Origin of the sequence: Burkholderia sp. D-99 (genome assembly GCF_011605345.1) — a bacterium.
Classification (GTDB): Bacteria; Pseudomonadota; Gammaproteobacteria; order Burkholderiales; family Burkholderiaceae; genus Burkholderia.
This window is the reverse complement of the sequence record NZ_JAAOXM010000002.1, coordinates 458,241-472,141: the sequence shown is the minus strand read 5'-3', so window position 1 is coordinate 472,141 and position 13,901 is coordinate 458,241. Positions and strand designations below refer to the sequence as shown.

Here is a 13,901-nt window from a genome sequence, read left to right as displayed (position 1 = left end):
CAAGCGTCAGCGTCGCTGGTTAGAACCACAATGTCGCGCGTACCACGAGACCACGTGCGCGTGCCGCTGACGTCAATCCGAACCGGTATTGCACCGTGACATCCAGATAGCTTGCCGGCGCGCTATATTGGCCTTCGCGAAACCAGTACCGCACCTGGATGCCGGGCCCGGCGCCGATCGCCGTCTTGTCCGGCTGCCGATTGTCGTGATCGCCGGCCACCGCGGCGTGCGGGTAGACGGTCAGCCGATCGCTGATCATCGGCAAACGCCAGGTGTGCCCGTAACGCAACTCCGAATAAATGATGTATCGACCCGCGCTGATGAAGTACGCGCCTTCGACATACGCCTGCCAACTGCGCCAGCTCGGTTCGGTCACCCGCAGGTCGGTCCCGGCTTCCGACGAATAACCCAGGCGCATCAGCCAGTCCGTCATCGACAGGCTGCCGACGTGGAACAGCCGCTCGGCGGTCAGCACGACGTTCTGGTCGGGCAGCGGCTTGTAGCGCGCGCCCACCGAACCCTGCACGGTCGGCATGCCGGTCACGTTGCCCGTCCCGTCGTAGGCCGTGCCGTATCCGCGCACGAAGAACTGGAAGATGCGGCCGTTCTGATAGCCGATCTTCGGCGGCTGCCAATACACTTCGATACCCGGCTGCAACACGCTGATGGTGCCTTGCGGGCCGAACGCGGCCGACTGGTACGGCGCGCTCAGCACGAACCCCCAGCTGCGCTGCAGCTGCTCGACTTCGCGCTTGTAGCCGAACTTGTGCTGCGCATCGAAGGTGTGTTCGTTTTCATCGGCGTCGAGGCTGTGCTCGAACAGATCGATGGACTCGTCGTTCAGCCCGATCCGCTTGGCGGCATAGCCCGCGTCCGCGTAGTTCATCGCGTTGCCGGCACCGCCGGAGAATCCTTCCTTGAATGCGTCGAGTGCCTCGCGATCCTTGTGGTCGCGCAGGAGGTCGTAGGCCTCCTGCAACTTCTGTTGCGCGGTATTGTCCACCGGCGCCTGAGCGGGCGGGTCTTCCTGCCGCGCCTGCGCCGCGATCGACACGGCCATGTTGCGCTCGCCGTCGGTCGTCGCATCGCCGGCCGCCAGGTCCGCCATGCGGATCGCGGTATCGCGGTCGCCTGCCTGCAGGCTCAGCTGCGCGACGCGCAACTGGACCACGGCCGACTTTTCATCGGCCAGCGGTGCCAGCGCAATGCCGGCCTCATGCGGAAGCTTCGCCGCGAGCGCGCTGTCCGCCCAGGCGAGACGCAGGTTGCGCTGCTGGTCCTTGCTCCATTTCCCGGTTGCGACGGCGGCGGAGAAATCGCTGCAGGCGACGTCGTAGCGCATCTGCCGCTGCGCGAGGTAGCCATGCTGCGCGCGTACCGCCGCACTCTTCGGATAACGAACGATCAGCGATTCCACCATCGCGTCCGCTTCGTCGACCTTGCCTTCCCGTCTGTATACGTCGACGAGCAGCAGCCCGAGCTGTTCGCTGCCGGGCTGAATCTTGATGGCGCGTGATGCATACACTTCCGCGAGGGGCAGGTCGCCGGCATTGATGGCCTTGTAGGCGCTGTCGGCGAGCCGGTAGGCTTTGGGCGTCAGTGGCTGGGCGGCGGATGCCGGCGCCTGCCAGGCGAGCGACACGGCGATCGCCAGTGCGCTCAACCGTGCGCAGCGCTTGAGGCCGGCCGCGATCGGGAATCTCGAATGCTTCATGCCTGTTCTCCCGACGGTTTTGTCGCGGCGGAGCCCTGCTGCGCCGCCGGGTCGCCGTCGCGCATGCGTGCGAGTTCGACGAAGCGCGAGTGCCGGGAGAGCTCGGCGGCAATCTCCGCATCGCAGGCGATGAAGTAGGCCACATTCGATCGGGCACCGCGCCGCACGACATCCTGTTCGTCCGGCGTGAGCGGCCGCCCGACCGCAACGTTCAACGTGCCGTCGTCCGCAGTCGAAAACGGGACGGCGCGGTACGCGTACTGCAGCTCGAATGCCAGCGAATCCGCGAAGTGGCCCACCGCGACGTTGCCGAGGCTCACCCGGGGCAGCTCGGCTTGCTCGGCGATCGCATCCGCCAGCGATTCGGAGGATATCGCGCAGCCTTCGACCAGCAGTTCACCCAGCCGCTTGCCGCAGGTCAGTTGCTTCTCGAGGCTCACCTGCAATTGCTCCAGCGTGACCACGCCCCAGCCGACCAGGATCTCGCCGACCTTCAGGCGCACCTTCCCGAGCGCTTCGTTCGACAGGTAGGTATGGCTGGTCTTGTCCCAGGCGATGGGCTTGCCGGTCACCAGGTGGCTGATATAGATGCGCCACGCGCGGCAAACCGCGTAGAAATTGATCAGGTTATTGACGAACATCCGCGGAATCGACAGCAGCCCCTGGGTCGGGCCGTTCAACTTGCTGACGAAATGGAAACGCTGCCCGGCGCGCGCGAACAGCATGGCGGTGTTGATCCACAGCAGCGGCGTGACCCAGTGGCCCACCATGACGAGCGGGGTGCCATCCGGGATCACATGGCCGGATCGCTGAAGCGCGCCGAGCAACAGGAAGTTGATCAGCACGCCATAGGCGATGACCGAAAACAGCGAGGTCACGATGCCCTTGCGATCGTGGAAGAACATGTACCGGGTGAGAAGATTGCCCTTCCAGCCGAGTTGCTCCCAGCCCTGAAAGGCAATGCCGAGGATCCAGCGCGTGCGCTGTCGGTACGCGGTACGAAATGTTTTCGGAAAATACTCGCGCGTGGCCAGCAGGTTTCGATTGACGGCGCCGCTATCTGCGCGTCGATCCGATGCATCGCGCGCGATTCCCGTCAGTGGAATGCACGCAAAGGTTTCCTTCATCCCCAGGTCTCTCAACCGGAAGCTGAAGTCATAATCCTCGGTCAGCGAACTGGTGTTGAACGGCGAGCCGTTGCGTTCCTTCATCGCGGCTTCGATCGAGCGCCTGCTGTAGCACGACGCAACGCCTGCGCCCGGGACGATGCCGGTCAGGCGGGCCCGCACCGGCACGTCCTTCTGGTGCGTTTCGCTGAAGTCGTCCAGGTAGCATCCGGCGACGAACTCGTTCCATTTCCGCGGCAAGGACAGCACGGGAAGCTGGACCAGGTCGCTATCCGCCACCGCGTGGTTGAGGTACTTGAGTTCGACCGGATGAATGACATCCTCGCAGTCGTGCATGACGACGCCCGCGAACTGAATGTGATGGACCGCTTCGTAGCGCAGGATGGCTTCGACGATCCAGTTCAGGCAATCTGCCTTGCAGGTCGGACCGTCGTTCATGACCGTCGCGCGCGTGACCCTGCCCGGGTAGCGGCGGACCATCCGCTCGACCTCGGCCGTGGTTTCGGCATCGTTGTGATAGGTGCCGACGAATATCACGTATCGCTCGTACTCGAGGGTCGCCAAGGTGTTTTCGATCATCTTGGCGATCACGTCGTATTCCTTCCAGGCCGGCACCATCAGCGCCAGATGCCGTTCTTCCAGCGCGCGCAGCATGCCGATATCGATCGTTTGCGATTTTTCACGGCGCAGGATGCGCCGGATTTCAAATGACCAATAACAGGCGTCCAGCGTGAGGTCATCCAGTGTGCTCACCAGGATGACGATTGCGGTCATAATGGCGACAAGGTTAAGTGCATATAAATACGCACTCCAAATCATGTTATCCATCATTTGTTCCGCGCTTTTATCTTGTATTTGATTATTTCCCCTCGTACCGACGCAAGACGAAACTTTTCCCGTCCTCGTCGCCCCCGTCACGTCCACTCGGTGGCTTGCGCCATGCGAATGCCTGCCGCTCAAAAAAACCTGCAGCACGCGATTCTTCGCGATGGGGCCACGTTGCATCGCGAACGATGCAACGTGTTCAGTGGATGACTTTTTGACAGCCCGTGTCCTGCTTGCTTGCCTGCCTCCGTCCCTGCATTCTCAAATGCCTGCAACCGCTCTCCATCCGGCGCACGCGCAGCGACCCCGCGCACCGACTTCGCAACACACAGTTGATGTAGCAAGTCGTGCGCCATCGTTGTGCGACCCTTGACCTTGCAGGCGTTGCGGGGCGCCGCACAGGATCGGCTCACCGAATTCGAGCCAAATGTTTCAGTGCTGAAACACGCGCTCGATCGACCGGATGACACATCGTTTTCGGACCCTCTGCCGGGCCGCGTTTGCCGCCCTGGGGAGATCGTCATGCGATTGCAGCGGTGGCAGGCTGGATGAATCGGCGTTGAACCGGAGTGCCTGCGCCTCGGTCGTCATTGCACATGCATGTCACCCGCGGCGATTGCCGCGTCACGCTCTGCGTAGTGTGGCGATTAACTGGTTTTCCCTGAATCGTACGAACAGGCTTCACGCGTTTGTCCGATTTAATTCGTGACACCGCCGCGTTGCATGGCTGAAACGTTTTATCGACGCAATTTTGAGCTGCGCCAAGGCGTCAATTTCGCCCCCTTGGCGCTATGCCCATTTGCGACGGATGGTACGGTTCTAGCTTGAAGGTAAAACCATCTCCTCCCGGATTTATTTGTCTGGTTTCAATTGCGCAGCATAAATTCACGACATAGCGCCCCGATTCCGGATGGTGATTCGTCGTACTCGTTTCGCTAACGAGATGAACTTATTTTGCATATCAAAGGATGAAAATCATGCCTTCGCATCGCAAGCAATCTTTTCGAAACGGGTTGAGCACTGCCGGGTCACTCGTCGCATTGATCACCACGCTCGTCTTCGCCGTCGGCGTTCAGGATGCGAATGCGCAGGCGACAGGCAATGCTTCCGTCATGAAGATCAAGCCGCCACCGCTGCCGAACGGCTCGGCCCAGGTCAACGTGAAGGCGGGGATGTCCGACGAGGATTGGGACAAGGCGTACAAGGAAACGGGGCGGCCGAAATTCAGCAAGAAGTCCGTCAAGAAAACCAATGGCAATGTGGAACGTGACTAGGGAGAAACGGCCATGAAAAAGATCTTGCTCGTCATCGCCCTGCTTGCGGGACTCGCGCAAATGACATTGCCGGTCACCGCGCACGCGCAGACCACCACCGCCCATACGCTCGTGCTGTACGACAATCCGGCGAATGACCCGTATTCGAAGCTGGGCCTGATGTACAGCATCATGCTGAGAAACCTGCTTGGCCATTTCAACGCGACGATCGATCTGGTTCCGATCCAGAACTACACGTCCGGCATGGTCGGGAGCCACGACGTCACGTTCTATATCGGCGACTACTACAACAACCCGATTCCGACGGCGTTCATGAGCGACGTGATGACCACCACGAAGACCGTGGTCTGGTTCAAGTACAACCTGTGGCAACTGGCATGGAACACGGCCTACACGTTCAACCAGACCTTCGGGTTCAGCTTTCTCGGCCTCGCGGGGATGAACGCGACGCCTTCGGCGAGCAATCCGAATCCGGGTTTTTACGACACGGTCACGTACAAGAACCTGTCGATGGTCAAGTATTACTCGTATAACGCGTCGACCGGCGTCATCAGCGCGGATCCGGATGTCGGACTGACCCAGATCAATACCACGAAGGCGCAAGCGCTCGTCACCATCAAGAACAGCCAGAGCGGGGCAACCACGCCCTACATCGTGCGCTCGGGCAACTTCTGGTACTTCGCGGACATGCCGTTTTCCTACATCGGCCCGACGGATCGCTACCTCGTGATTTGCGACATCCTGCATGACATCCTGCAGACCAATGCACCGGTGAATCACCGTGCGCTCGTCCGCCTGGAGGATCTCGACGCGTATACGACGACGAGTTCGATGCAGCAGCTGACGAACTACATGTACTCGAAGAAGATTCCGTTCACGATGGCAACCATCCCGTTGTATACGGACCCGAACGGCTATTACAACGGCGGCGTGCCGGAGACGATCCATCTGGCACAGGCAACCGGCCTCAAGAGTGCGCTGAACTATGCCATCGCACGCGGCGGCTCGATCGTGATGCATGGTTATACGCACCAGTACGATTCGACGCCGAACCTGCAGAATGCAGTGAGCGGCAGCGACTACGAGTTCTGGTTTGCGGTACAGAACCGGCCGGTTGATGAGGACTCCATCCCGTGGGCGGAAGGCAGAATGGCCGATGGCCTGCTCGAGTTCACGACCAACGGCTACAAGATCGTCGGCTGGGCCGCGCCGCAGTACCAGATGTCGCCGGCGGCTTCGTCAGCGACAGCCCTCACGTTCCCGACCACGTTCCAGCGGGCCGTGTACTACACGTCGGCCAAACCGCAACTCGGCACGGGTGCCGCCAACCAGGACTTTTCGGCCGGGCAGTTTTTCCCGTACATCATCAACTCCGATTACTACGGGCAGCGGATCGTTCCGGAGAACCTGGGCAGTGTGCAGTACAACATCTGCAATATCGACCCGTTCTCGTGCATCACGTACACGTGGCAGCAAATCGTGACCAATGCCCAGTATGGTCTGGCGGTGCGGGACGGTTTCGCGTCGTTCTTCTTCCATCCGTACTGGCTTGAACCGGATCTCGGATTGCCGGCGTTCCAGGACTTCCAGAGCATGATTACCGGCATTACGAATCTCGGCTACAAGTTCGTAGACGGCACGACGGCCAAGTGACGCGCGCATAGCGGCAGCCCCGTGCGACCCGCATCGGCAATGCGGGTCGCACGTTTGCGTTTGGTCGGCTACGATGACACGGGAGAATGTTTCCGGGGAGCCAAAACGATGACCACGTCCGTCGGCCCGGCCTTGCGCAAGATTCAACGGCGCATGGGCCGGTTTCGGCTCGCGGCGCGACCGGGCCCGCTCGCCGCCTCACCACGTTCGCCCCGGGCGGCGACGCTCGCGGCGATCGGCGCATCGCTCGTCGTGGCCGCCTGTAGCTGGACCGCGCACGATGTGCACGCGGACGGCATCGTCTGGCAGGTGGACAACTCGACGACGAATCCGGTCGGCAGCTGGCAGATGCTCGGCATTCACGATCTGCTGATTCAATGGACCGTCGTCGACGATACCGCGTTCATCGCCAACACCCCCATCCAGCCTGCTGCGCACCTTCCCGACTGGGAACGCATCAGTCGTGAGCCCTGGGCCAGGAATGTCATCCTGGGGCTGGCCGGCTACCAGGACGAAAAACGGGCGCGCACCCATCTGTCGACGCTCGCCGACCAGTCCCTGGAAGTGGCGCGCGCACCGGTCCCGCTGCATGTCACCGGCTACTACTTCCCGGTCGAGATCGATCCGACCTGGCAGGACGCGCCGAAGCTCGCCGCTGTCCTGCAACGGCTGCCGCGGCCGCTCTGGGTGAGCGTGTACGACCAGACCAACATCGGCGGAAAGGCGCTCGCGGACTGGCTCGCAGCGTGGCTGCCTGCGGACGTCGGCGTGTTCTTCCAGGACGGCTGCGGCGTTTATGCCCGCGAGCCGTATGTCGCGCGCGGCTACCTCGACGAACTGGTTTCTAGATTGGGCAAACGACGCGTGCGGGTCATCGCCGAGGCATTCCGGCCGGCCGAGCGCGGCGGGTTCCGTTCAGCCAGCGCCGACGAGTTGGGCAAGCAACTGCTGGCGTATCGCGGCTATACGGTCTACCTGTTCGACGGTCCGCACTATATGTCGGACGACCTCACACGCGCGCTCTCGACGTGGAAGCCCAAGCCGCCGCCGGCCGAGCCTGCCGGGACGGCGCACTGATTCGGTTCGGTCCCGGCCGAGCGGGGGCGGGCAGGGTGCGCGTGTGGCGAAACAATCGGGCGGATTGGCTTTCCGGCGGCGCAGCGTGCCCGGAACCCGGTGTCGGCGCGCCGGCGTACCCGCCGTTTTGCTTCTCCCGCCCAAGCCCCATTTGATGACCAAACCGCAAGACCTAGTGCATAGATATCGTTTGCCGCGGCCTTAATGACTATCGACAATCGTGGCTCGATTTCACCGCCGTGGCGCCAGAAGCGCTGCGGTGGCCGGTACCTGGCGGCTATCCCGGCCGTCCGCGCCATCCAGCTCACGACGACATGTACGCGTTCACTCCCTCATTCCAGAATCCCGCCGGCTCGCCGATCCGCGAACTGTTCAAGTACCTGTCCGAACCGGGCATGATTTCCTTCGCGGGCGGCTATCCGGCCAGCGACCTGTTCGACGTCGACGGCCTGAACGCAGCCGCCGAGCGCGCGTACGCGCAGCCCGTGCGCTGCCTGCAATACGGCCCGACCGACGGCCTCGCCGAACTGAAGCAGCAACTGATCGCGCTGATGGCGCGTCGCGGTGTGGCGTGCACGGCGGCCGAACTGCTCGTCACGACCGGTTCGCAGCAGGGGCTCGACCTGTTGCTGCGCGTGATGGTGTCGCCCGGCGACGTCGTGCTGACCGAGCAGCCGGCCTATCCGGCGACGCTGCAGGCGATGCGTCTGCAGCAGGCGCGCATCGTGACGATTCCGGTCGACGGCGCGGGGCTCGACGTCGATCGTCTGGGCGAACAGCTCGCGTCCGGCGCGATCGCGCAGCCGAAGCTGCTCTACACGGTCCCGACCTTCGCGAACCCGACGGGCGCGACGCTCACGCGCGAGCGTCGGCTGAAGCTGCTGCGTCTCGCGGTGCAATACCGCTTCCTGATCGTCGAGGATGATCCGTACGGAGACCTGCGTTTCGCGGGCGAAGCCGTGCCGTCGATGCTTGCACTCGCCGATGAAGTGGACGGCGCGCGCGACTGGATCGTGCATTTCGCGAGCCTGTCGAAGATCGTCGCGCCGGGGTTGCGGGTGGGCTGGACGATCGCGCCGGCCGAGATCGCGCGGCGCTGCGTGATCGCGAAGCAGACGGTCGATCTGTGCAGCACGCCGTGGACGCAGGCGGCCGCCGCCGAATATCTGGCCGACGGCGCGCTCGAACGCCATCTGCCGCGTATCACCGCCGCCTACCAGCGCAAATGCGCTGCGATGTGCGACGCGTTGCGCGACGGCCTGGGCGATGCGATCGAATTCCATCGTCCCGAAGGCGGGATGTTCGTGTGGGCGCGAATCGGCGCGGTGTCGTCGGACGTGCTGCTGCAGCAAGCGATCGCAAACAAGATCGTGTTCGTGCCGGGCAAGGCGTTCTTCGCGGACAACGTCGACGCGGCATCGCTGCGCCTGTCGTTTGCCGCGCCGGACGTCGATGCGATCCGGGAAGGCGTCGCACGCCTCGTGCGCGCGTATGGTGCGGCGCTGGCCGCGTAAGGAGACATCAACGTGAATATCACCGTCAACGACACCGTATCGATGGGCGCAGCGCCGGGCGCGGGCGATAACCGGCCTGTTGCGCACCGGTCGTCGCAGATCAGCGCAGGGCCGCAGTATGTGGCCGACGTGCTCGGCCGCTTCGGCGCGGAGCCGGCGGCCGACCTCGGCGACGCGGCACCGGTCGTACTCGGCTACAACTGAGCCGCACGGCGATGGCCGGCGCGCCGCACGCGTGCCGTTGCCGCCGCAAGCGGTTAAGCTTGCGCGATCGCAACACGCACGATCGCCGCTCCGTCATGACCGACCCAACTTCCGAATCGCTCGCGCAAACGTACGAGCGCCTCTGGTCCTGCCTCGAATCCGGCGTGAGTGCGCAGCGTTCGCCGTTCACGATGCTGCAGGCCGCGACCCTCGGTGTCGACGGCGCGCCGAAAGTGCGCACGATCGTCTTGCGTCAGGCGAGTCGTGCCGATCGCGTGCTGTCGTTTCATACCGATGCGCGCTCGGAGAAGGTCGCGGAGCTGCGCCGCGATCCGCGCATCGCGCTCGTCGCCAACGATCTCGATGCGCTCGTGCAGATTCGCGTGGAGGGCGTTGCGTCGATCTGCGACGACGAAGCACAACGCCGCGCGATCTGGCAATCGAGCCGTCCGCATACGCTGCTGCTGTATCGCGCACCGTTGCCGCCGGGTACGCCGGTCGAGTCGCCTGAAGCCGCGCATGTATCGGCGAGCCAGCGCGCAAATCCCACCGACGACGGTTATGAAAACTTCTGCCTGCTGCACATGAGCGTGACGCGCATCGACTGGCTCGAACTCGCGCGGGCCGGCCATCGTCGCGCGGTGTTCGACCTGCACGAAGGCGGCTACGAAGGCCGGTGGATCGCGCCCTGAGGAGCGTGACGCGCATCGACTGGCTCGAACTCGCGCGCGCCGGCCACCGTCGCGCGGTGTTCGACCTGCACGAAGGCGGTTATGAAGGCCGGTGGATCGCGCCCTGAGCGTGCCGTGCTCGCGGGCCGACTCGCCGTAATTTCATCCTTCACGAGTCGCGTTCGACGTGACGGGCCAATGCCGCGGCGAGGTACTGTTCCCCGTCATCGATCGACGCGACCATCGCGGGCGCGATGACTTCCCCCCAGAACGGCAGGCGCCACTGCGGGTCGTGGTGATGCCCCAGGACGACGGCCCGATACAGGCCGTCGGGTCGTCGGGCAATCAGCGTGACCAGATGCCGATCGACGAGGTGCGTTTCGGCAACGGGCATCTCGCCGGGCATCAGCACGCCTGTCCAGATGCCGCCGTACTTTTCTTCCCATCCCATCGGATCGTCTCCTCGCGGCATATCGCCCGTTGCAGGGCAGTCCGCCGGCCGCCCGGGATCGCGCCTGGCGCCTATGCGTCGTTTCCCGCGCCGCGGCTGCCCGGTGAATCGGGCGGCCGCCTGTCCGACGCCACCTGCGCGGTCATCCACTCGCGCATCACGACGATGGCATCGTCATCGCGCCGCTCGGCCGGATACACGAGATAGAACCCCATCGACAGCGGGAACGCGAAATCGAACGGCTTGCACAGCCTGCCGGCGGCGATGTCGCGCTCGACGAGCGGATCGGTGGCGAGCGCGATGCCCTGGCCGGCGACGGCCGCATCGATCGCGAGCGACGTCTGGTTGAAGCGCAGCCCCTTGTGCGGATCGATGTCGACAGGCTCCGGCATCGCGGCGAGGAACTCGGGCCACAGGTCGTGCGCGTCGTGCAGCAGCACGTGGCCCGCAAGCGCGCGCGGCGACGCAGGCGCGGCCAGCAGCGCGGGGCTGCACACGGCACACACGTCGAGCGGGAACAGCGCGTGCGTGGCGAGATGCTTGCCGAACGGCGGCTTGCCGTAACGGATCGCGAGATCGACACCATCGTGGCGGAACGTCGCGATCTGCGGGTCGGCGATCACACGCACGTCGTAGTCGGGATGCGCGTCGGTGAACTGCGCGAGCCGCGGGATCAGCCATTTCGACGCGAACGACGGCGTCGTGCTGATGGTCAGCGCGGCGCGTCGCTTCACGAGCTTGTCGGTCGCGTCGGCGATCGCGTGCAGTGCGCGCTGGACATCGGAGAAATACGCGGCGCCGTCGTGCGTCAGCGCGAGGCCGCGCGGCAGGCGTTCGAACAGCTTCAGGCCGAGCACGTCCTCGAGGTGGCGCACCTGCTGCGCGACGGCGCCCTGCGTGACGCCGATCTCGTCGGCGGCGGCGCGGAAATTGAGGTGCCGCGCGGACACTTCGAACGCGCGAAGCGCATTCAGCGGCGGCAGGCGGGAGGGGCGAAGCGGCATCGTCAGGCTGTAGAAAAACTATCGGCTGGAGGCAGAAATACTGGTTCGACAGTCGTTATCGATGCGCCTACATTACCACCATGGCGGGCCGAACGGCGGCTGCGCGGCGGCAGGATTCGAATGAGGAGCAGATCGTGACTGTAGAAAAAGTGGCGTTGATCACGGCGGCGGGCAAGGGCATGGGCGCGGCGATCGCGCGCGAACTGGCGGCGACGGGCTATCGCGTCGCGCTGATGTCGCCGTCGGGCAGCGCGGTGGCGCTCGGCGAGGAACTGGGCGGGTTCGGCATCCAGGGCTCGGTGACGGAAGAGGCCGATATCGACCGGCTCGTGCAGGAGACGCTCGCGCGCTACGGTCGCATCGATGCGGTCGTGAACAACACCGGGCATCCGCCGAAGGGCGAGTTGCTGGCGATTACCGACGACAACTGGCACGCGGGGCTCGACCTGATCCTGCTGAACGTGGTGCGGGTGATGCGCCGTGTGACGCCGCTCTTCCAGAAGCAGGGAGGCGGCGCAGTGGTCAACATCTCGAGCTTCGCGGCGGACGCACCCGAGCAGCCGATGCCCGTTTCGTCGGCACTGCGCGCGGCGCTGAGCGCGTGGACGCGTCTTTACGCGGAACGGTATGCGGCCGAGCACATCCGGATGAACGCGGTGCTGCCGGGCTTCATCGACAGCTGGCCGGAAACGCCGGAGATCGTCGCACGCATTCCGGCCGGCCGCTTCGGCAAGACCGGCGAGATCGCGAAGACGGTCGCGTTCCTGCTGTCCGACGGCGCGGGCTACATCACCGGGCAGAACATTCGCGTCGACGGCGCGATCGTCAAGGCGCTTTGAGCGTCGCGCGGGCGAGCGGCCGCACTGGCCGGGCCGCTCGCCGCGCAGCCGCTACAAACGCGTACAAGCCAGACAAATCCGGGATACATCAGACCTTTCAAATGGGCGACGCCGCGTGAGCCGGGCGCGCCGGATTGAAAGCGAAGGCGCGGCCCCGCGCGCGGCATGTTCACTTTCCACTTCACGAAAGGAGATGCCGAACGATGTCTTCCACACCGTTTTCCCCGATGCGTCGCCACCTGCTTGCCACGTCCGTGGCCGCCGGGGTCTCGGCGATGCTGCCCACGGCGCTGCATGCCGCGACCGGCGCGAGCGGCATACGCCCGTTCACCGCGCACATTCCCGATGAAGCCGTCGCCGACCTGCGCCGCCGTATCGCGGCCACACGCTGGCCGGGTCGCGAGACCGTCGCCGACGAATCGCAGGGTGTGCGGCTGGCGCGCATGCAGACGCTGCTGCGCTACTGGGGCACCGATTACGACTGGCGCAAGGGCGAGGCGCGCCTGAACGGCTTCCCGATGTTCATCACGGAAATCGACGGGCTCGACATTCATTTCATCCACGTGCGCTCGCGGCACGAGAACGCGATGCCGATGATCATGACGCACGGCTGGCCCGGTTCGATCTTCGAGCTGCTGAAGGCGATCGGCCCGCTGACCGACCCGACCGCGCACGGCGCGAGCGCCGACGATGCGTTCCATGTCGTCGTGCCGTCGTTGCCGGGCTTCGGCTTTTCGGGCCGGCCGACGCAGACCGGCTGGGGTTCCGACCACATCGCGCGCGCGTGGGGCGAACTGATGGCGCGCCTCGGTTATACGCGCTTCGTGTCGCAGGGCGGCGACTGCGGCTCGGTGATCTCGCACCGGATGGCGATGCAGCGCGTGCAGGGCCTGGCCGGGATTCACGTGAACATGCCGGCAACGGTGCCGCCGGATATCGCGACGCTGCTCGCGACCGACGCGCCCGCGCCGGCGTCGCTGTCGCCGAAGGAGAAGGCCGCGTACGAGAAGCTCGCGACCTTCTATCGCGACAACTGCGGCTACTCGGCGATGATGGTCACGCGCCCGCAGACGGTCGGCTATGCGCTGGCCGATTCGCCGTCGGGGCAGGCTGCATGGATGGTCGACAAGATCTCGCAATGGACCTACAGCGGCGGCGTGCCCGAACGCTCGATTCCGCGCGACGAGATTCTCGACGACATCTCGCTGTACTGGCTGACGAACACCGCGACGTCCGCTGCGCAGATCTACTGGGAGGATCACTCGAACAACTTCAACGCGGTGGATATCGCGTTGCCGGCCGCGATCACGGTGTTTCCGGGGGAGATCTATCAAGCGCCGCGCAGTTGGGCCGAGCGCAGTTATCACAACCTGATCTACTTCAACGAAGTCGACAAGGGCGGGCACTTCGCGGCATGGGAAGAGCCGGAGTTGTTTGCGCGTGAAGTGCGGGCGGGGTTCAGGCCGTTGCGGCGCGGGTAAGCGGGTAAGCGGGGGAATGGCGAACGCGGGCCGGTGGTGATGCGGGTCGTGTTCGCCGTCATGCCGT

General features: G+C 64.5%; 13 protein-coding genes. 9 read left to right on the top strand and 4 right to left on the bottom strand.

Annotation, left to right across the window (positions count from 1 at the left end; translation table 11 throughout):
- Positions 1-19: 19 nt before the first annotated feature.
- Complete coding sequence (locus HAV18_RS09230) at positions 20-1,714, bottom strand: bacteriophage N4 adsorption protein A (RefSeq protein WP_166954923.1); 1,695 nt, start codon at positions 1,712-1,714, stop codon at positions 20-22.
- A complete protein-coding gene (locus tag HAV18_RS09225; protein ID WP_243771585.1) occupies positions 1,711-3,669 on the bottom strand; it encodes a glycosyl transferase family protein in 1,959 nt (652 codons plus the stop codon). The genes HAV18_RS09230 and HAV18_RS09225 overlap by 4 nt, the downstream gene beginning before the upstream one ends.
- Before the next feature lie 974 nt (positions 3,670-4,643).
- Between HAV18_RS09225 and HAV18_RS09220 the strand changes: the two genes are divergently transcribed.
- From HAV18_RS09220 to HAV18_RS09190, 7 genes are all read left to right on the top strand, one after another.
- A complete protein-coding gene (locus HAV18_RS09220) occupies positions 4,644-4,940 on the top strand; it encodes a hypothetical protein (protein ID WP_166954919.1) in 297 nt (98 codons plus the stop codon).
- 12 nt (positions 4,941-4,952) lie between these two features.
- On the top strand, positions 4,953-6,593 hold the full coding sequence (locus HAV18_RS09215) for a DUF2334 domain-containing protein (protein WP_166954917.1): 1,641 nt from the start codon (positions 4,953-4,955) through the stop codon (positions 6,591-6,593).
- A gap of 108 nt (positions 6,594-6,701) precedes the next feature.
- On the top strand, positions 6,702-7,670 hold the full coding sequence (locus HAV18_RS09210) for a hypothetical protein (RefSeq protein ID WP_166954915.1): 969 nt from the start codon (positions 6,702-6,704) through the stop codon (positions 7,668-7,670).
- A gap of 314 nt (positions 7,671-7,984) precedes the next feature.
- The gene (locus tag HAV18_RS09205; protein ID WP_166954913.1) at positions 7,985-9,184 is read left to right on the top strand and encodes a PLP-dependent aminotransferase family protein; all 1,200 of its coding nucleotides are present in this window, start codon (positions 7,985-7,987) and stop codon (positions 9,182-9,184) included.
- A 12-nt stretch (positions 9,185-9,196) separates the two neighbouring features.
- The gene (locus HAV18_RS09200; protein ID WP_166954911.1) at positions 9,197-9,388 is read left to right on the top strand and encodes a hypothetical protein; all 192 of its coding nucleotides are present in this window, start codon (positions 9,197-9,199) and stop codon (positions 9,386-9,388) included.
- Positions 9,389-9,483: 95 nt separating this feature from the next.
- A complete protein-coding gene (locus HAV18_RS09195) occupies positions 9,484-10,080 on the top strand; it encodes a pyridoxamine 5'-phosphate oxidase family protein (protein WP_166954910.1) in 597 nt (198 codons plus the stop codon).
- Positions 10,065-10,187 carry a hypothetical protein gene (locus HAV18_RS09190; RefSeq protein WP_407062412.1) on the top strand — a complete coding sequence of 41 codons (123 nt, stop codon included), beginning with the start codon at positions 10,065-10,067 and terminating at the stop codon, positions 10,185-10,187. The genes HAV18_RS09195 and HAV18_RS09190 overlap by 16 nt, the downstream gene beginning before the upstream one ends.
- Before the next feature lie 41 nt (positions 10,188-10,228).
- On the opposite strand, the gene HAV18_RS09185 is transcribed toward HAV18_RS09190, so the two are convergent.
- Both HAV18_RS09185 and gcvA read right to left on the bottom strand, forming a co-directional pair.
- Positions 10,229-10,510: a hypothetical protein gene (locus HAV18_RS09185; RefSeq protein ID WP_166954908.1), complete on the bottom strand. Its 282-nt coding sequence runs from the start codon at positions 10,508-10,510 to the stop codon at positions 10,229-10,231.
- 71 nt (positions 10,511-10,581) lie between these two features.
- A complete protein-coding gene (gcvA, locus tag HAV18_RS09180) occupies positions 10,582-11,514 on the bottom strand; it encodes a transcriptional regulator GcvA (protein ID WP_166954906.1) in 933 nt (310 codons plus the stop codon).
- Positions 11,515-11,648: 134 nt separating this feature from the next.
- Between gcvA and HAV18_RS09175 the strand changes: the two genes are divergently transcribed.
- Together HAV18_RS09175 and HAV18_RS09170 are read left to right on the top strand one after the other, a co-directional pair.
- Positions 11,649-12,353: an SDR family oxidoreductase gene (locus HAV18_RS09175; RefSeq protein ID WP_166954904.1), complete on the top strand. Its 705-nt coding sequence runs from the start codon at positions 11,649-11,651 to the stop codon at positions 12,351-12,353.
- A gap of 203 nt (positions 12,354-12,556) precedes the next feature.
- Positions 12,557-13,834 carry an epoxide hydrolase family protein gene (locus tag HAV18_RS09170; RefSeq protein ID WP_166954902.1) on the top strand — a complete coding sequence of 426 codons (1,278 nt, stop codon included), beginning with the start codon at positions 12,557-12,559 and terminating at the stop codon, positions 13,832-13,834.
- Positions 13,835-13,901: the final 67 nt, after the last annotated feature.